Origin of the sequence: Agrobacterium sp. SOY23, assembly GCF_027212525.1 — a bacterium.
Taxonomy (GTDB): Bacteria; Pseudomonadota; Alphaproteobacteria; order Rhizobiales; family Rhizobiaceae; genus Agrobacterium; species Agrobacterium tumefaciens_I.
On the sequence record NZ_JAPWDT010000004.1, the window covers coordinates 554,528 to 570,643 of the forward strand.

General features: G+C 61.7%; 20 protein-coding genes and 1 riboswitch. Of the genes, 8 read left to right on the forward strand and 12 right to left on the reverse strand.

What is annotated here, in order from left to right; genetic code table 11:
- Window positions 1-3: 3 nt before the first annotated feature.
- A complete protein-coding gene (dmeF, locus tag O3S81_RS15015) occupies window positions 4-1,014 on the reverse strand; it encodes a CDF family Co(II)/Ni(II) efflux transporter DmeF (RefSeq protein WP_269344330.1) in 1,011 nt (336 codons plus the stop codon).
- Window positions 1,015-1,091: 77 nt separating this feature from the next.
- The gene (gene dmeR / locus O3S81_RS15020) at window positions 1,092-1,364 is read right to left on the reverse strand and encodes a Ni(II)/Co(II)-sensing transcriptional repressor DmeR (protein ID WP_269344331.1); all 273 of its coding nucleotides are present in this window, start codon (window positions 1,362-1,364) and stop codon (window positions 1,092-1,094) included.
- Window positions 1,365-1,491: 127 nt separating this feature from the next.
- On the opposite strand from dmeR, the gene O3S81_RS15025 reads away from it, so the two are divergent.
- The 5 genes from O3S81_RS15025 to O3S81_RS15045 all read left to right on the forward strand — a co-directional run bounded on the left by O3S81_RS15025 (window position 1,492) and on the right by O3S81_RS15045 (window position 4,670).
- The gene (locus O3S81_RS15025) at window positions 1,492-1,839 is read left to right on the forward strand and encodes a hypothetical protein (RefSeq protein WP_269344332.1); all 348 of its coding nucleotides are present in this window, start codon (window positions 1,492-1,494) and stop codon (window positions 1,837-1,839) included.
- Window positions 1,840-1,953: 114 nt separating this feature from the next.
- Window positions 1,954-2,367 (forward strand): MerR family transcriptional regulator, encoded by a 414-nt coding sequence (locus O3S81_RS15030; RefSeq protein ID WP_269344333.1) that lies wholly within the window; start codon window positions 1,954-1,956, stop codon window positions 2,365-2,367.
- Window positions 2,368-2,449: 82 nt separating this feature from the next.
- Complete coding sequence (pip, locus tag O3S81_RS15035) at window positions 2,450-3,397, forward strand: prolyl aminopeptidase (protein WP_269344334.1); 948 nt, start codon at window positions 2,450-2,452, stop codon at window positions 3,395-3,397.
- 196 nt (window positions 3,398-3,593) lie between these two features.
- On the forward strand, window positions 3,594-4,082 hold the full coding sequence (locus O3S81_RS15040) for a GNAT family N-acetyltransferase (RefSeq protein ID WP_269344335.1): 489 nt from the start codon (window positions 3,594-3,596) through the stop codon (window positions 4,080-4,082).
- 21 nt (window positions 4,083-4,103) lie between these two features.
- Window positions 4,104-4,670 carry a type 1 glutamine amidotransferase family protein gene (locus O3S81_RS15045; RefSeq protein WP_269344336.1) on the forward strand — a complete coding sequence of 189 codons (567 nt, stop codon included), beginning with the start codon at window positions 4,104-4,106 and terminating at the stop codon, window positions 4,668-4,670.
- A gap of 177 nt (window positions 4,671-4,847) precedes the next feature.
- Here the strand turns inward: O3S81_RS15045 and O3S81_RS15050 are convergent, their stop codons facing one another.
- The 6 genes from O3S81_RS15050 to O3S81_RS15075 all read right to left on the reverse strand — a co-directional run bounded on the left by O3S81_RS15050 (window position 4,848) and on the right by O3S81_RS15075 (window position 8,864).
- A complete protein-coding gene (locus tag O3S81_RS15050; protein WP_269344337.1) occupies window positions 4,848-5,162 on the reverse strand; it encodes a hypothetical protein in 315 nt (104 codons plus the stop codon).
- 4 nt (window positions 5,163-5,166) lie between these two features.
- Window positions 5,167-5,877 (reverse strand): CbtA family protein, encoded by a 711-nt coding sequence (locus tag O3S81_RS15055; protein ID WP_269344338.1) that lies wholly within the window; start codon window positions 5,875-5,877, stop codon window positions 5,167-5,169.
- 11 nt (window positions 5,878-5,888) lie between these two features.
- The gene (locus O3S81_RS15060; RefSeq protein WP_269344339.1) at window positions 5,889-6,071 is read right to left on the reverse strand and encodes a CbtB domain-containing protein; all 183 of its coding nucleotides are present in this window, start codon (window positions 6,069-6,071) and stop codon (window positions 5,889-5,891) included.
- Between the two features lie 161 nt (window positions 6,072-6,232).
- Window positions 6,233-6,473: riboswitch (cobalamin riboswitch) on the reverse strand.
- A 204-nt stretch (window positions 6,474-6,677) separates the two neighbouring features.
- Window positions 6,678-7,598, reverse strand: a complete 921-nt coding sequence (locus tag O3S81_RS15065) for a c-type cytochrome (protein ID WP_269344340.1) — start codon at window positions 7,596-7,598, stop codon at window positions 6,678-6,680.
- 82 nt (window positions 7,599-7,680) lie between these two features.
- Entirely contained in the window at window positions 7,681-8,115 is a 435-nt protein-coding gene (locus tag O3S81_RS15070; protein WP_269344341.1) for a c-type cytochrome, read from the reverse strand.
- Window positions 8,116-8,234: 119 nt separating this feature from the next.
- Window positions 8,235-8,864 (reverse strand): LysE family translocator, encoded by a 630-nt coding sequence (locus tag O3S81_RS15075; RefSeq protein WP_269344342.1) that lies wholly within the window; start codon window positions 8,862-8,864, stop codon window positions 8,235-8,237.
- A gap of 132 nt (window positions 8,865-8,996) precedes the next feature.
- Here O3S81_RS15075 and O3S81_RS15080 point away from each other — a divergent pair, with 132 nt between their 5' ends.
- Entirely contained in the window at window positions 8,997-9,707 is a 711-nt protein-coding gene (locus O3S81_RS15080; RefSeq protein ID WP_269344343.1) for a helix-turn-helix transcriptional regulator, read from the forward strand.
- Here the strand turns inward: O3S81_RS15080 and O3S81_RS15085 are convergent.
- Window positions 9,696-10,541 (reverse strand): metallophosphoesterase, encoded by an 846-nt coding sequence (locus O3S81_RS15085; RefSeq protein ID WP_269344344.1) that lies wholly within the window; start codon window positions 10,539-10,541, stop codon window positions 9,696-9,698. The two genes, O3S81_RS15080 and O3S81_RS15085, sit on opposite strands and share 12 nt — an antisense overlap.
- A gap of 111 nt (window positions 10,542-10,652) precedes the next feature.
- Window positions 10,653-11,255: a superoxide dismutase gene (locus O3S81_RS15090; protein ID WP_006700042.1), complete on the reverse strand. Its 603-nt coding sequence runs from the start codon at window positions 11,253-11,255 to the stop codon at window positions 10,653-10,655.
- A 221-nt stretch (window positions 11,256-11,476) separates the two neighbouring features.
- Between O3S81_RS15090 and O3S81_RS15095 the strand changes: the two genes are divergently transcribed.
- A complete protein-coding gene (locus O3S81_RS15095; protein ID WP_269344345.1) occupies window positions 11,477-11,839 on the forward strand; it encodes a hypothetical protein in 363 nt (120 codons plus the stop codon).
- 67 nt (window positions 11,840-11,906) lie between these two features.
- Here the strand turns inward: O3S81_RS15095 and O3S81_RS15100 are convergent, their stop codons facing one another.
- Window positions 11,907-12,449 (reverse strand): GNAT family N-acetyltransferase, encoded by a 543-nt coding sequence (locus O3S81_RS15100; RefSeq protein ID WP_269344347.1) that lies wholly within the window; start codon window positions 12,447-12,449, stop codon window positions 11,907-11,909.
- A 96-nt stretch (window positions 12,450-12,545) separates the two neighbouring features.
- Between O3S81_RS15100 and O3S81_RS15105 the strand changes: the two genes are divergently transcribed.
- On the forward strand, window positions 12,546-13,433 hold the full coding sequence (locus O3S81_RS15105) for a LysR family transcriptional regulator (protein WP_269344349.1): 888 nt from the start codon (window positions 12,546-12,548) through the stop codon (window positions 13,431-13,433).
- A gap of 224 nt (window positions 13,434-13,657) precedes the next feature.
- On the opposite strand, the gene O3S81_RS15110 is transcribed toward O3S81_RS15105, so the two are convergent.
- Complete coding sequence (locus O3S81_RS15110) at window positions 13,658-16,018, reverse strand: methyl-accepting chemotaxis protein (RefSeq protein WP_269344351.1); 2,361 nt, start codon at window positions 16,016-16,018, stop codon at window positions 13,658-13,660.
- Between the last annotated feature and the right edge of the window lie 98 nt (window positions 16,019-16,116).

Below are 16,116 nucleotides of genomic sequence, written 5' to 3' on the forward strand. Positions count from 1 at the left end.
CGATCAGACCCTTGCCGGGCTGACTTCCACCGTCACATGCGAGAGTTCATGTATGGCGGCAAGTTTCTGCTTGTAAAAGGCCGGCGCCTTCGGCGCCTGCGAATGGATGGCGACGATGGCTGCGTGATGCCCCGGCCCCACCTGCCAGACATGCAGATCGGTGATGCGGTCCTCTTCCGTCTCCACGCTCTCACGGATTTCCTGCGGCAGATATTCCGTCGGCGGCACCGCATCGAGCAGGGTCGTTGCCGTCGAGCGGATCAGCCCCCATGACCAGCGGGCGATGACCAGACCGCCGACAATGCCCATGGCCGGATCGAGGAAGGACCAGCCGTTCCACTTGCCGAGCAGCAGCGCGACGATGGCGAGAACCGAAGTCAGCGCATCGGCAAGCACATGCAGATAGGCCGCCCGCAGATTACTGTCCCTGCCGCCCTTTGCGCCGTGCTCACCATGATCCGCGTGCGAACCGTGATCGTGATGGGCGTGGCTGCCATGGTCGTGATGGGCATGTGAACCGTGAGCATGACCGTGGCCATGATCGTGGTGATGGTCATCCTTCAAAAGCACGGCGCTGACGAGATTGACGGCAAGGCCGATGATGGCGACGAGGATCGCCTGGTTGAAATCGATCTCGACAGGATTGACGAGGCGCATGCCGCTTTCAACGGCGATGAGCAGCGCCACCACCGCCAGCACGATGGCGCTGGCAAAACCCGCCAGATCACCGAACTTGCCGGTGCCGAAGGTGAAGCGCGGATTGCGTGCCTCGCGCCGCGCATAAAGATAAGCGAGCGCCGAGATCAGCATCGCGCCGGCATGGGTGGACATGTGCCAGCCATCCGCCGTCAGCGCCATGGAGCCGAACCAGTGGCCGGCGACGATTTCGGCCACCATCATCGCGGCGGTCAACGCAATCACCATCCATACGCGTCTTTCGTTGCGTTCATGGTCCTGGCCGAGAAAAACATGCTCATGGCCGGCTGTGGCGGGAAATTCGGATGTCGTCGTCATGTCGCTGATCCTGTTCGTTTTTAGAGCGGTTTATTGCGCGCGCCTCTTCCTCGGAAAAGCGCGCTTTTGGAGACTTGCTAGCGAATGTAGGTCTTCAGCACCTGGGCCAGCTCTTCCGCCGCCCGCGCCCGTTCGTCTTCGTTTTCGGCATGCACCACATGTTCGTGCAGATGCTCCTGCATCACCTCCCCGGTCAGGCCGGAAAGCGCGCCGCGCACCGAAGCCAGCAATTGCAGCACCTCACCGCAGGGCTTGGCCTCGTCCAATGCGCGCTCCACCGCCTCCATCTGCCCCTTCAGGCGGCGGATGCGGGCGAGAAGCTTTTCCTTGTTGCGGATCGTATGGGACATGAGCACCTCATATACTATAGGGGGGTATACTATATTGCGATGATTTTCCGTTCAAGTCCCGACTGGCGCAATCTTCGCGAATGTTTCGGCTCCTAAAAGGACCCTCAGAACCTAGGGGGACTCAGTCATGACGACTATCGCAGCAACCAGCAGCAGCCTTTATGCCATTCCGACCCGGAGCCTTGAGCCCGCAAAGGGCAAGCAAACCCAATCCGCCACCGAGGCCCTGCTGGAGCTGACCCAGACCGCGCATCGCGCCATTTCAAGCGTCGAAAGCGTCACCACGGCTGTTGCGCCCGCCGCCAGCGTTTCCGCCAGCCTTGCCGCCGCCCTGTGGAACCTCGACAGCGGCGCATCCACCACGACCACGCCCGCCGCTGAGATGGCCGCCGCACAGCCGGAAGCCGCGCCCAACCTAGAGAATGAGGTTCTCAAGGCGCTGGCACAGGCGCTGGGTGTGGAAGAGACCGCCTGAACCCCATTGAACCGCGGGCGGAAAAGCCATATCTCTAGAGACTAGAGCATCGGACCCCGGAGCGGCGGAACCACCCCGTTCTCCCGCCGTTGCGCCACGGATATGGAGAAAGCCATGCTGTCCATCGGTGAACTGTCGAAACGCACCGGCGTCAAGGTGCCGACGATCCGCTATTACGAGCAGATGGGCCTCATCCGCGAGGCGGACCGTTCGGACGGCAACCAGCGCCGTTATGAAAAATCCGACCTCGAAAGACTGGCCTTCATCCGCCATGCGCGCGATCTCGGGCTCAATATCGAGGCCATCCGCGAGCTGATCGCACTTAGCCAGCATCGCCAGATGCCCTGTGAAGGCGCGGACCGCATCGCCGCCGAACATCTTGCCCATGTGCGCGAAAAAATCGCCAGCCTCAAAAAGCTGGAGCACGAGCTGGAACGCATCGTCTCCCATTGCCATGGCCATTCGATCGAGGATTGTTACGTTATCCGCGCGCTGTCCAACCACGGCATGTGCGAGGGTGAGCACTAGAGCCGGCCCGGAACGGGGCTGACATTCAACTGTCATCCGTGCCCTGTATGCGCCTCCCACCCGCTTGAAGAAGGGATGCCGGATGGCCGCGATATTTCCCCAAATCACCCCGTTCGAGACCGTTTTCCTTGAGGTTTCCGAAGGACACCGGCTGCATGTGACGATTGCCGGTAATCCGGCGGGTCGCGATGCGATCCTGTTGCATGGCGGTCCCGGTTCGGGACTGTCGGCGACGGCGCGGCGCTATTTCGATCCGGCCCTTTTCCGCATCATCCAGTTCGACCAGCGCGGCTGCGGCAAAAGCACGCCCAACGCCGCCGAGAGCCTCGAACACAACACCACACATCATCTGATCGCTGACATGGAAGCCATCCGTTCCGCGCTCATGGTCGATGACTGGCTGGTTTACGGCAGCTCCTGGGGAGCCTCACTTGCGCTGGCCTACGCCCAGCGCCATCCGAAACGGGTGCGCGCCGTGGTGCTGGCGGGCGTCACCACCACGCGGCGGAAAGAGATCGACTGGCTCTACAAGGGGCTGGCGATGTTCCTGCCGCAGCAATGGCAACGCTTTATTGCCGCGATACCGGATCATCTGCCGAAGGATGACCCGGTTGCCGCCTATCACCAACTTCTGCACGACCCCGACCCTGCCATCCGCGCGATGGCCGCCTTCGAATGGCATCTGTGGGAGGCGGGTTCCATTACCGCGGAAAGCACCTCAGCCTTCCCGGAAAAATGGCGCGACAGCGGCTATATTCTCGCTCGCGCCCGCCTCTGCGCCCATTATTTTCACCACGCCGCCTGGCTCGAGGATGGCGCGCTTCTCCGCAATGCCGGTAGTCTGGCGGGCATTCCCGGCGTGCTCGTTCAGGGCATGCGCGATTTGCAGGGACCGCCCGTCACCGCTTATGAACTCGCAGCCGCATGGCCGGGAAGCGAGCTGATCGCCATCGACGGAGCCGGGCATTCCACGGGCGATGCGGGGATGGAAGACGCCATTGTTTCAGCAATCGCACGCTTTGCCTCCTGAAGCCGCTTGACAGATTGCGGATTCGGGCGCATTGCATTTTCCATGATCAACGAACGCGCACCCATCTCCTGCTCGTACTTTTGGGCCTACCTCTAAGAGGCGGCTCGACAGATCATATTGTCAACAAGCCGCCGTCAGGCGGCTTTGTTGTTTTCAAACGTCCTGACGGCACCGATAAGACCAAAGGACCAAAAAAATGACCGAAGATAGCTCCCTCACACTGGAAAGACCGCCCGTCGTCATCATTCGCGGCGCGCGCAAGTCGGATTTGCCCGAACTCAACGAGATGATCACGCTGCTTGCCTCCTACCACGGCGATGCGGCGGCCATCACGCCCGCAAAGCTGGAACGCGACCTGTTCGGCCCCCTTCCCTGGGTGCATGGCCTTGTGGCCGAGGCCGATGGCGCGCTGATCGGCTACGCACTGCTTCTGCCGCTCTACAGGGCGCAGGAAGGCCGGCGCGGGCTGGAGCTGCACCATCTCTTCGTGCGTGACGGCCATCGTGGCCATGGCACCGGCCAGCATCTGGTGTCCCGCGCCCGCGATATCGCCAAGCGCCTCGGTTGCGACTATCTTTCCGTCAGCGCCACGACCGGCAATGTCGCGGCGCATCGTTTCTACGAAAACATGGATTTCGCACCGCGGCCGGTCACCGGCATGCGCTACATGCAGTCCATCGCCTGATTAAAACCGACGGAGACCACCATGACACGGATCGCCATTGCGCTGGCACAGGATTTTGCTGACTGGGAGCCGGCGCTGCTTGCTGCGGCAGCGCGCGGCTATCTCGGTGCCGAGATCATTCACGCCACACCTGATGGCAGGCCGGTGACCTCGATGGGCGGGCTGAAGGTGACGCCGGACACCTCCTATGACGCGCTCGATCCCGCTGATATCGATGCGCTCGTCATTCCCGGCGGTCTCAGCTGGGAAAAGGGAACGGCTGCCGATCTTGGCGGGCTGGTCAAGCGGTTTCGCGAGCAGGACCGGCTGGTCGCCGGTATCTGCGCGGCGGCAAGCGCGCTGGCGGGCACGGGTATCCTGAACAATGTCGCCCATACCGGCAATGCGCTGGCATCGCACAAGGCCTATCCGGCGTACAACGGTGAGGCGCTTTATCGCGACCAGCCGAAAGCGGTCAGCGATGGCGGCATCATCACGGCGGCCGGCAGCGCGCCGGTGAGTTTTGCGGTGGAAATTCTGAAAAGCCTCGGCCTCTTTGGTCCGGAAGCCGAGGCGGAACTTCAGGTTTTTGCGGCGGAGCATCGGTGAGGCGCATCCGCCTCAATGCTTTACAACCCTCCACTTCCCCGTCATTCCGGCCTTGAGCCGGAATCCAGCCAGCCCAAGTCCTTGGGCTGAAAAAGACTCTTCTCGCCGCCGCGCAGACGCGCGTCGACTGAATCCCGGCTCAAGGCCGGGATGACGGAGGTGGGAATATCGAGCCAGTCAAGATCGATCAAGCACCCGGCAAACGCGAGGCGCCGACGCATCGCCCTCACCCGCTATCGCCCGGCGAATATCGCGGCTGTTCAGATGCAGGCTGCGGCCGGCGGGTAAATTCGAGCGTTTTATCTTGCTGAGCGCCGCAGCGGTAAAGGCGGCCTCATGATCATGAAAACAGGCGAGAGCCGCCTCGCGTCCCGGGGTTGCCCCGAGGATTGCCTTGAAGGCAAGCCGGTGCACGGCGCAGGGCGCGCCGTGACCGGGAACGGCAAAACGCAGCGCATCGAGTTCCTCACTCCATTCCGCTGCGTCCTGCATGGGCTTATGCCTGCTGGAAGCGCTTCAGGAAAAACGCGCTCAATGTGCCGAGCAACGCCCAGAAGACGAAGCTGGTGATGGTGGCGGCAACGATGAACTGACGCTCCAGCGGCAGCGGTGCCAGCGCATGTTCACCTTCCGGCGGCAAGGGCGCACCCACCACATGCGGCGCGACGATCAGCACCAGCGCCAGCACAATGGCCCAGGGTTCGCGGCGGAAGGCGATGAGCGCAATGCCGCCCGCGGTTGCGGCAACGGTTGCGAGCCACCAGATCTGCCGTGCCTCAAGTGCGGCGGCCGGGCTTCCCGGCAGTTCCGGCGGCAGGCCGATCATCGGGGCCAGCATGACGGCAGCAAAGCCGGCGACGCCCCACAAAAGCCCTTCACGCCAGCCGGTATTGGTGCCGCGCAAGGAGATGAGGCCGGTCAGCACCAGCGCATAACCGATGGCGGTCAGCACATTGGCGGCAACCGTATAGGCGGTGCGCTCGAAACCATCGGCCGGAGCCCAGGCCTCGTCATTATGCTCATGGGCGGGAACGGCAGCGCCGGGCGCCGGCGCATCATGGCTATGCGGCGCTTCGCCGGCGCTTTCATAGGTTTCCGCCTGCAGGATGAGCGGCGTGGTGCCGAAAGCCTGCATGGCAGACACGGCGAAACCGCCGAGAATGCCGACGAGAATGGCGGTAAAGACGATATTGCGAAAAGATGACATGCCGTTTCCCCTCAATGGCAGGGGAAGGCATTGGCATGGCGCGTGTCATGCGCGGCATTGTGAACGGCTTCCACATGGGAAAAGCCGACAAAACCGACGACGAACAGGCCAAGCACGATCGCCGTCAGCGATTGCGCGAAGCTGGCTGTTTTTGCAGACGCGGCTGAATTGGCCGTATTCTGGTTGATGGACATGGTGACCCCTCTCCGGCGCGACCCCGCGCCTTTGGACACGGCCGAACGGCACAAGCCGCAAGACCACATGCGATATACTTCACCACGGGGATACGAGACTGACACAGGGAGGCATTGATCCCGCCGCCCTGAAATTCCGCTCTTCCGGACACCCCGCCGGCATGGATATTTCCGTGATGGCAGGTCTCCTGGCTTGCGGGTCAAAACCTGAAACACCTTCCCGGTATCGCCCTCACCCTGCTCGGAAACTCCGGTTCCGGGCGAGATGGCTTGCCAGTGGCATTTCGTTTCAGGCTCTCCGCTCACAGTTGCGGGGGCAGCCACGAATGAGGATTTCTCCCTATCGTGTTCCCTTTTCACCTTCCGGAACGCCCGGAAGGAACCATCACAGGGTTGTTATCCGTCGGGTGCGGGCGGGAGTCAATGGCGGCAACACGTTTGATGTGCTCGCGGGGTTGCCATTGGGCCTATGTGCAGAGTTTTCCCGTCACCCCGGACTTGATCCGGGGTCCAGCGCGATCAAGTCCTTGATCGCAAGACACTCTTTTCACGGCGTAGACGCGCCGTGGCTGGATGCCGGATCTAGTCCGGCATGACGGCTGAGGGTTACCGCGCCGGAATGGCCTTCAGATAGGCGGCAATCGCATCGCGGTCTTCGGCTGTCAGATGCGCCATGTTCTGCTGCACCTTGACCATGGAGCCGCCGACGCTGTCGAATTCCGGGGTGAAGCCGGTTTCCAGATAGCTGGCAATATCGGCTTCGGCCCAGCTTCCGATGCTTTGCGAACCGGGCGTGATATCAGGAATGCGGCCTTCGCCTTCCGGATTGGGGCCGCCGGCCAGCCACTGATCCTTCACGAAACCACCAAGCGCATTGCGCGGCGTGTGGCATTCGCCGCAATGGCCCGGCCCTTCCACCAGATATTGGCCACGCAGCAATTCGGCATTGGCATTGGCAAGTTCGATGCGCGGCGGTGCGGCGGGATCGAAATAGAGGAATTTCCAGCCGCCCAGCGCCATGCGCAGGTTGAAGGGGAACGGCAGCTCGTGATCCGGCGCATCGTTCTGGCTGGCCGGCAGAACCTTCAGATATCCGAAGAGATCGTTGATGTCCTTCTGCGTCATGCGGGCATAGGAGGCATAGGGAAAGGACGGATAGAGATGTTCGCCATTCCTGCCCACACCGCGCGTCATGGCGTCACCAAATTCCGCCAGCGTCCAGCCGCCGATGCCGTGCTGCGGATCGGAGGAAATATTGGGGACATGGAAGGTGCCGAAGGGGCTTTTCAGCGCCTGCCCGCCCGAAAGCGTCAACAGCGCCTCGCCATTGGCGTCGGGTGCGGCATGACAGCTTGCGCAGCCGCCGGCCCAGAACAGCGTTTCGCCATTGGCCAGATCCGGCTCGCCGAGGCTGACCCAATGGCTGGGTGCCTGACGCTGGGGCGCGGTGACCCAAGCGAAAATACCGTAACCCGCAATGGCCGCGACCACGATGCCACCCGCAAGTTTGGTCCAGATGGAAGACATGCCCCTCCCCATTCTCACCTGACCGGATCAGGCGTCTTTCGAGCTGAAAAAACGCCGCCGGGAAGCGGCGTTTTGAAAAGGATCACTTCTTCAGACGATAGGTCTGGTGGCAGGTGCCGCAATCGGCGCCGAGCGCCTTCATGGCGGTGGCAACGCCGGTCTGATCGGTGGGCAGATTGGCGAGAACCATATCCGCATCCGTGCCAAGTTTGGCGGCCTTGGCCTTGAAGTCCGCGAAGTTTTCCCAGATGGCGGGAGCGGCCGCGCTGCCGGTCTCGGTGCCGGCGGGGAACTGGTCGGGGAAAGCCTTGGCATTGGTGCTGATGGTGGTCACGGCGGCCTTGACGGCGGCAGCGTCAAAGGGCTTCTCACCCTTGGATATGGCGGCAAGCGCACCCATGGAGCCGCCGATCTGCTTCATCAAGCCTTCACGTTTTTCGACTTCGCCGGCAGCATAGACAGCTCCGGCGCAAAGACAGCCGAACAGCATGGCCGCCGTGATGGTTTTCAGTTTCATGCACACTCTCCTTGATTCCGGCTGGGACACCGGGCGCTAGATGGAACGGCGCGAGGATGCCCTTTCCGGATGGCGAAAAGAAGTCACATTGCGGTGAATTCCATCGTGAAAACAGAAGTCTAGGACAGGGCCTCCCACAGCGTGACAAGTGCGGCGGCAATCAGCATGAAACCGGCCGCACGGCCGATGAAGATGGTGGCGGCAGGCGAGGACACGAGCCATTGCCGGCTCCTGTCCGCCGTCAACGCCAATGCGCCATAAACGGTGAATTGCGTCACCGCCACCATCGCGCCCATCACCAGCCCCTGCATCCAGATCGGGCCATAGGCGGGTTTGAGGAATTGCGGATAGATCGCCATCATGAACAGATAGGCCTTCGGGTTGGAAAGGCAGGTCAGCACCGCCCGCCAGAATGCTTTCCTCACCGAGGCGCTCGCCTGCGCTTCATCGCCATTCACGACGATTGCGCTGCGCATCAGGCCGATGCCGATCCAGACCATGTAGGCCGCCCCCGCGACCAGCAGCGGCAGGAACAGCGACGGCATCCAGGCCGCGAGCATGCCGACACCCAGGGCGCCATAAAGCGAATGCACCATGCCGCCGGCGCTCATGCCGCTTGCGGCGGAAAGGCCGGTTCTCCTGCCGCCCGTCAGCGCGCTTGCCAGCACGAACAGCATATCCATGCCCGGCAGGATGATGATGCCGAACAGGACAAGAAAGAAAAGCCAGAGATTTTCGGCGTAACTCATGTCAGTATCTCCCAAAGCGGTTCACGACACATTCGGGAAAATCCATGTTTCTCAATGTGTTTTTCCGTTTATAGGGAAAGCCAACTGACAGCGTTGTGTCAGTTGCGTCGGGAGAACCACCAGGAAACGGCTATGCGCAAGGCGTCGAGACTATTCGAGATCATCCAGATTCTGCGGCTGGCGCGCCGCCCTGTGACCGCGCAGACGATTGCCGACATGCTGAAAGTGACGGTGCGCTCGGTCTATCGCGATATCGCCGCGCTTCAGACCATGCGTGTGCCGATCGAAGGCGAGCGCGGCGTCGGTTACATCCTGCGTCCCGGCTTCAACCTGCCGCCGCTGATGTTTTCCATCGAAGAAACTGAGGCTATCGTGCTGGCGCTCGCCATGGTCGGCCGCTCCAGTGACGCGGAACTGCGCCAGGCGGCGAAAAAGGTCAGCGACAAGATCGCCGCCTCCCTGCCCGAACCGCTGTCGAAGACGCTTTCCGCCAATGCCCTGCACGCCTGGGGCAGCATCGCGCCCGCCCCCGCCGGCATCGATCTTGCTATGGTCAGGCGGGCGGTGCGTGATGAAGAGCGGCTGGACCTGAGCTATCGCGACGAAAGCGGCGCGGAAACGAAGCGACGGATTCGGCCGATTGCGGTGATCTATTATTCCGAGACGGTGAATATTGTCGCCTGGTGCGAATTGCGCCACGCGATCCGCAATTTCCGTTCCGACCGGGTGCTGGGCTGCGCCGCGACGGGCAGCTTCTTCAAGATGGAAGGCGAGAAGCTGCGGCAATTGTGGATGAGCGGCTGGCAGAGCAACCAGCCGGCGAGCCCGTACTCACAGCCGTAAAAGGCGATTCTCCTCCCGCCCAAAACCGCGAATGACGATCCGGTCCGCAAAGACATCGGCGATGGCGAAGGTGTTCTGGTCCGGCGTATCCACCATGCCCTTGAAATTGACGAAGTGGGTGGTGCCGAGCAGGCCGTAATTGCCCTCGTGATTATGGCCGTTGAACCATGCGGCAACGGACGGATGGGAGCCGAGAAGATCGAGGATGCGCGGCGCGTCCCACATGTTGTGGGCGTTTTCCGGATAAACGGGATAATGGCACAGCACGATCACTTTTTCGCCCGCCGCATCCGCCTTTTCCAGAACGGTGCGCAGCCATTCGAATTGCCCGTCGCTCAGTGAGGCGTTCCAGTCCTGCGCATTGATGGCATCCGCATCCTTGAGAGCTTTCAATCGCTCCTGCGCGATCGCGCGGCGCGGATCGCCGGGCGGCGGGGCGAAGAGGCTGACCTCGTTGCCGTCAAGCACGACGAAACGGATGTTGCCGATGGCGAAATCATGCCATGGCGCCTTCATGCCAAGGCGGGCATGGATGGCGGAAAGATGCTCGGGCGCGACGGCGAAATCGTGATTGCCCGGCAACAGCACCGAAGGATGACGAAGCGCGTCATAAACGCTGAGGATCGCATCGAAATTTTCAAAGCCGCGATCGATGATATCACCAAGCGTCACCACGAAGGCCAGCTCCTCACGGTTGAAGGCGTCAATCGCCTCAGCCAGCTTTTTCGGGCTTTCGGCATAATAACGGCCCATGTCCGGGCGGGGATCGGCATCGGCATATTGGGGATCGGCGACGATGCCGAAGGAGAAGAGAGGTGTGCTTTTTTCAGTCATGATGCGCCGCGATAACCCCGGCTGATGACAGGCTTGTGACAACGCGCGACATACCAAAAGCAGAACACCCGGCACGAAGGCCGGGTGTTCGAAAATTCCGTTCCGCAAGCCTTACTTGGCAGCGGCTTCGTAACGCTCGAGGACGTAATCCCAGTTGATGAGGTTATCAACGAAGGCTTCGAGGTACTTCGGACGCAGGTTGCGGTAGTCGATGTAGTAGGAGTGTTCCCACACGTCGACGCCGAGGATCGGCTCTGCACCGTGAACCAGCGGGTTTTCGCCGTTCGGGGTCTTGGAGATTTCAAGCTTGCCGTTCTTGACGGAGAGCCATGCCCAGCCGGAGCCGAACTGCGTGGTGCCGGCAGCGATGAAATCTGCCTTGAACTTGTCGTAGCCGCCGAGATCGGAAGCGATGGCCTGCTCAAGCTTGCCCGGCAGCTTGTTGCCGCCGCCGCCCTTCTTCATCCACTTCCAGAAATGGACGTGGTTGTAGTGCTGGGCAGCATTGTTGAAGAGACCGGCATTGGTGCCAAAGGACTTCTTCACGACTTCTTCCAGCGACAGGTCGGAAAGACCGGCTTCGGCAGCCAGCTTGTTGCCGTTATCGACATATGCCTTGTGGTGCTTGTCGTGATGGAACTCGAGCGTCTCGCGCGACATGTAAGGTGCAAGCGCGTCGTAGTCGTAGGGGAGTTCGGGAAGTTCGAAGGCCATGGTTTTTACTCCTTTTTGCAGCGGGTTACCGCTCCTAGAAACCGTGTGAGCGGACCATAGGAGCGAAGCTCCGTTTGGGCAACCTGCGAAATATCAAAATGTTCCGACAAAGGAGAAAATTCCTCTCCTGCCGGCGGCGACCATATTTGTTTCACAACCCCGGCGTACCGTTTTCCACCCTATCGGTTCGCTCCGGACCAAATTTGCAGGAAAGAAATTCCATGACCCACCCTCTGATCCGCCCCCTTATCCTCGTCGCCGCCCTCTCCACCCTCGCACTGCCGGCTGCCGCATCGTCGGACGATGCCTGGAAGGAATTCGTGGCGGATGTGCAGACGGCCTGCCTCGGCGCATCCAGGGACATGATCGAGGACGCCAAGGTTGTGGTCGATCCGGTCGGCAGCGAAAATTACGGTCTCGCCATCCTGACCGGCAAGGTCAAACTCACCGGGAAGAGTGGGGGCGCGGATGCGACGGTCAGCCATATCTGCGTCTATGACAAGAAGACCCAGGCGGTGGAGCTGGGCAGCGAGCTTACCGGCGATACGCTGAAGGTGGAAATCCCGGGCTCCGCGAAGCCTTGATTCCTGGGGTGAGAGCGGGATTTCAGGCGAAAACCGCTCACACTTTCCGCCATCCCGTCCTGACGGTTCAGAAACGCGGCGTGGTGTCGCCTTCGCCGAGCGCACGCTGCATCAGCACCGTGTCCAGCCACTGGCCATGTTTCCAGCCGATGGATTTGAAGGTGCCGACAAGTTCGAAACCGGCAGCGCGATGCACGCCGACTGAAGCCGCATTGGCGCTGTCGCCGATGACGGCGATCATCTGCCGGAAGCCACGCGCAGTGGCCTCCACGATCAGCGCATCGAGCAGTTTGCGGCCGATGCCCATGCCCTTCATGGCCGGATCGATATAAACGGAATCCTCGACCGTCGCGCCATAGGCCGGGCGGGCGCGATAGGCGCCGGCATAGGCATATCCAGCTACCTTTCCATCGCGCTCGGCGACAAGATAGGGATAGTTGCCTTCCACCAGCAGGCGGCGGCGCTCGGCCATCGTCTCCACATTCGGCGGATCGATCTCGAAGCTGGCGCGGCCATGCAATACGGCATCCCGGTAGATTTCGGTAATGGCTGCAATATCCGCCTCTTCACAGGGGCGGATCAAAAGGCTGGAAACGGTGGAAAGGGTCATTCTCTTGTCCTGCGGGTCATTCACGCCATCATTGTGCATTGCGACGCAGCCAAAATAAAGATTATCTGTCTTATACAAACGATAAGGTTTTCTTTGATGATAGACCTCGATCTCAGGCAGATGCGCAGTTTCATGGATGTGGCCGATCTCGGCAGCTTTTCCGCGGCCGCCGACAAGGCGGGGCTGACACAGCCGGCCATCAGCCTGCACATCAGATTGCTTGAAAAGCAGTTGGGCGTGCGGCTGATCGAAAGAGTGGGCAGGCGCGCGCAGCCGACGGCGGCGGGGCGGGATTTCCTTATCCATGCAAGGCGCATTGCCGAAGAGGTGGCGCATGCAATCGATACCGTCGCGCCGCATCGCAGCGGGGTAACGGGGCGGCTCCGCATCGGCACGGGCGCCACCGCCTGCATCTATCTGCTGCCGCCGGTATTGGGCAAAATCCGGCAGGCCATGCCGGGCATCGATATCGTCGTGCAGACCGGCAATACCCACGATATATTGCGGCTTCTGGAGGCCAATACCATCGACGCGGCGGTGGTGGCCCTGCCCGCCAGCGGCCGTAGCCTCGATATCCGCGATATCCACCTCGACGAACTCGTCGCAGTCTTCCCGCATAGCTCCGTACCTGCCGCAATGGCGCTGACCGCCGAAACGCTTTTGGCGCAACCGCTGCTGCTTTACGAGGGCGGCAATACGCGCAAGCTCGTGGACCAATGGTTTGCCGCAAGCGGCCGCACCGTGCAGCCCGCCATGGAACTGGGCAGCGTCGAGGCTATCAAGAAACTCGCGGGTGCGGGGCTTGGCCTTGCCATCGTGCCGCGCATGGCCGTGGAACATGAGGGGGCGGCATCCGGGCTTGAATGGCGCTCCCTTGACCCGCCGCTCGAACGGCGGATCGCGCTCGCGCTGCGGCGCGACAAACATATGACCGCGCCGCTCAGGGCACTTGCCGCTGCGCTGCCGGGTATCCGGAAAGGATGAGGTCCGCACCGGTTTCGGGCGCGGGCTTCGACCTGTTGATGACGAGGACCTGTATCTTCTCCTCCGTCATGCCGGACTAGATTCGACATCCGGCCACCGCACGTCTGCGCGGTGAAGGAGCTTTCTGCGATCAAGGACTTGATCGCACTGGACCCCGGATCCAGTCCGGGGTGACGGGGTGCGACAGCTCGTTCACCGTTATATCCGGCAAACTTGCTCCGTCCTCAAAACTCCGTCCAGTCATCCCCCTTCACGGCCAGCGCCGCGTTACCGCGCGAAGCGGCAACCGGGCGGGCCTTTGGAGCCGGGGAGGTTTGGGTGGCAGGCGCGCGCGCCGGGCTTGCTGCGCGCTGCATCTGCCGCGCCGTCTCCCGCAACGCAGAGGTCTGCTGGCCGAGCTGGAATTGCGCAAGCAGGGTGTGCAGATTGGTACATTCCTGCGCGAGACCGGCACCCGCCGCGTTCATTTCCTCGACCATGGCGGCATTCTGCTGCGTGGCCTGGTCCATGTGGTTGACAGCGGTATTGACCTCGGAGAGACCCGCCGACTGTTCCTGCGCCGCGGTGGCGATGGCATCCATATGGGTGTTGACGGACAGCACCAGCTGCTCGATTTCGGAGAGCCCGACGCCGGTATCGGCAACCAGCTTCACGCCCTCGCCCACCGCAACGGCCGAGGTATTGATGAGCTGCTTGATTTCCTTGGCCGCATTGGCGGAACGCTGCGCCAGTTCGCGCACTTCCTGCGCCACGACAGCAAAACCCTTGCCGGCATCGCCCGCCCTTGCCGCCTCGACGCCCGCATTCAGCGCCAGAAGGTTGGTCTGGAAGGCGATTTCGTCGATGACGCCGATGATCTGGCCGATCTGGCGCGAAGAATGTTCGATGCGTTCCATGGCGGAGACGGCGTCGCGCACCACCTTGCCGGAAAGATCGGCCTTTGCCCTTGCTTCCCGCACCGTATCACGCGCCTCGCCGGCCCGCTTGGAGGTGGCGGAAACATTGGCGGTGATCTCTTCCAGCGCGGCGGCGGTCTCTTCCAGAGAAGCGGCCTGCTGCTCGGTGCGGCGGGAGAGATCGTCGGATGCCGAGGAAACCTCGTGGGCGCCGCCATTCACCGTCTGTACGGACTGGCCGACGCTCGCCAGCGCCTCGCGAAGCTGATGCACGGAGCTGTTGAAATCGTGTCGCAGCGCCTCGAATTGCGGGGCAAAAGGCGTGGCGATCTCGCAGACCATATCCCCCGAGGCGAGACGGCGAAGACCGCCCGCCAGCGAACCCGTGGCCTGATTGAGCCGTTCTTCGGCCTCGGCCTCCGCACGCTGCTGCAACTCGATACGGTCGCGCTCGGCCTGCTCGCGGTTGGCGACGGCGTCCGTTTCCAGCTGCCGGTTGCGGATGGCCGCCTCACGGAAGACCTCCACCGCGCGGGCCATTTCGCCGATTTCGTCGGAGCGCCGGGCGCCGGGCACGTCGATGGTCAGATTGCCGGTGGACAGTTCCATCATCGCCCGGGTCAGATTGCTGATCGGACGAGTGACACGGCCAACGATGACGCCCAGGCAGAGAATGCAGACGCCCAGCGTTACAATGAAGGCAGCGAGATAGATCATCGAGCCGATAAAGGCGTCCTGCTTGGCTTTCTCAGCGTTGGCGTTGAGCGTATCCATGGCTTCCGACGCAATTTTCGCCACCGTGTCGAGGTTGGCCGTGACGGTGTTGCGCCAGGTGTCGATGGTGAAGGCCGGCGTGCGGCCGTTGTTCAGATCATCGATCAGCTTGCTGCGCTGGGTGATGAAATCACCCTTGAAATAGGTCCGGTCGGCGGTGGCGTAGAGATCCTTCAGCGCCTGTGGTGTCGATTCATGCGCAACGAGGTCGCCGGTGGCTTTCCACGCGAAGGCTGCGCCTGCATCGAAATTGTTGAGTTGCTGGGTTTCCTGCGGGGTGAGTGGTCGCTGCTGCGCCACCACCGCGTTGATGACGACCGTGGCGCTGCCGCCGAGAGCGCGCGCCGACCAGCCGTAGGACCGGAGCTGGATAAGACCGGTGAGGCTCTGATCGAGCGAACGGATTTCGCCCTCCACCGCCGTCGATCCCGTTTCGAGCGTGGTCAGGAAATCCTGGCCGAGTGTCAGCACGGTCTTGTCGAGGCCGGTTTCGCGGCGGTCGAGCGGCAGGGTCACGTTGGCATCGACCTTTTTACGCAAATCCAGAAACTGCCCGTAAATCTCCTTCACCCGGTCAAGCGGGGCCTTGAGCGCCGCGTGATCGATTGCAGCGGACTGTTCGAGGAAAGCGCTCATCGCCGCATCCACCTTCTGGCGCGATGCCTGCACGCTGGCGATGGTATTGGCTGTCTTCGCCGGATCGACCGTCAGGGCCGAGGCGCTGTTGCCGCGTTCGCTGCGGAAATTCAGCAGGGTGTTAAAGAGAAGCCTGTCGAGCGAAACGAGATGCGCGACTTCCGAAAAAGTTCGGGCGCGATGAACGGACTGCCACATGGCATTGCCCACGAAACCCGCCAGCGCGATGCCGACAAGCAGGAAAAAGCCCACAAGTATATTGCGTATGCTGAAAGACATTTGCGGCCCCCATAGCCCAAAAGGATAGTGCCGCAAACTACAGGGTATTTTTCTAAGATTGGATTAAATCGCCCCTTAATTTCCACGGGAAATCTTAC

What these genes read in the sequence shown, in the direction of transcription:
- pip (WP_269344334.1), top strand. Translation starts at nt 2,450, where the DNA reads ATGGCCGCGATATTTCCCCAAATCACCCCGTTCGAGACCGTTTTCCTT.
- O3S81_RS15040 (WP_269344335.1), top strand. Translation starts at nt 3,594, where the DNA reads ATGACCGAAGATAGCTCCCTCACACTGGAAAGACCGCCCGTCGTCATC.
- O3S81_RS15110 (WP_269344351.1), bottom strand. Translation starts at nt 16,018, where the DNA reads ATGTCTTTCAGCATACGCAATATACTTGTGGGCTTTTTCCTGCTTGTC.
- O3S81_RS15080 (WP_269344343.1), top strand. Translation starts at nt 8,997, where the DNA reads ATGCGCAAGGCGTCGAGACTATTCGAGATCATCCAGATTCTGCGGCTG.
- O3S81_RS15075 (WP_269344342.1), bottom strand. Translation starts at nt 8,864, where the DNA reads ATGAGTTACGCCGAAAATCTCTGGCTTTTCTTTCTTGTCCTGTTCGGC.
- O3S81_RS15095 (WP_269344345.1), top strand. Translation starts at nt 11,477, where the DNA reads ATGACCCACCCTCTGATCCGCCCCCTTATCCTCGTCGCCGCCCTCTCC.
- dmeF (WP_269344330.1), bottom strand. Translation starts at nt 1,014, where the DNA reads ATGACGACGACATCCGAATTTCCCGCCACAGCCGGCCATGAGCATGTT.
- O3S81_RS15060 (WP_269344339.1), bottom strand. Translation starts at nt 6,071, where the DNA reads ATGTCCATCAACCAGAATACGGCCAATTCAGCCGCGTCTGCAAAAACA.
- O3S81_RS15025 (WP_269344332.1), top strand. Translation starts at nt 1,492, where the DNA reads ATGACGACTATCGCAGCAACCAGCAGCAGCCTTTATGCCATTCCGACC.
- O3S81_RS15030 (WP_269344333.1), top strand. Translation starts at nt 1,954, where the DNA reads ATGCTGTCCATCGGTGAACTGTCGAAACGCACCGGCGTCAAGGTGCCG.
- O3S81_RS15045 (WP_269344336.1), top strand. Translation starts at nt 4,104, where the DNA reads ATGACACGGATCGCCATTGCGCTGGCACAGGATTTTGCTGACTGGGAG.
- O3S81_RS15070 (WP_269344341.1), bottom strand. Translation starts at nt 8,115, where the DNA reads ATGAAACTGAAAACCATCACGGCGGCCATGCTGTTCGGCTGTCTTTGC.
- O3S81_RS15100 (WP_269344347.1), bottom strand. Translation starts at nt 12,449, where the DNA reads ATGACCCTTTCCACCGTTTCCAGCCTTTTGATCCGCCCCTGTGAAGAG.
- dmeR (WP_269344331.1), bottom strand. Translation starts at nt 1,364, where the DNA reads ATGTCCCATACGATCCGCAACAAGGAAAAGCTTCTCGCCCGCATCCGC.
- O3S81_RS15090 (WP_006700042.1), bottom strand. Translation starts at nt 11,255, where the DNA reads ATGGCCTTCGAACTTCCCGAACTCCCCTACGACTACGACGCGCTTGCA.
- O3S81_RS15085 (WP_269344344.1), bottom strand. Translation starts at nt 10,541, where the DNA reads ATGACTGAAAAAAGCACACCTCTCTTCTCCTTCGGCATCGTCGCCGAT.
- O3S81_RS15055 (WP_269344338.1), bottom strand. Translation starts at nt 5,877, where the DNA reads ATGTCATCTTTTCGCAATATCGTCTTTACCGCCATTCTCGTCGGCATT.
- O3S81_RS15050 (WP_269344337.1), bottom strand. Translation starts at nt 5,162, where the DNA reads ATGCAGGACGCAGCGGAATGGAGTGAGGAACTCGATGCGCTGCGTTTT.
- O3S81_RS15065 (WP_269344340.1), bottom strand. Translation starts at nt 7,598, where the DNA reads ATGTCTTCCATCTGGACCAAACTTGCGGGTGGCATCGTGGTCGCGGCC.
- O3S81_RS15105 (WP_269344349.1), top strand. Translation starts at nt 12,546, where the DNA reads ATGATAGACCTCGATCTCAGGCAGATGCGCAGTTTCATGGATGTGGCC.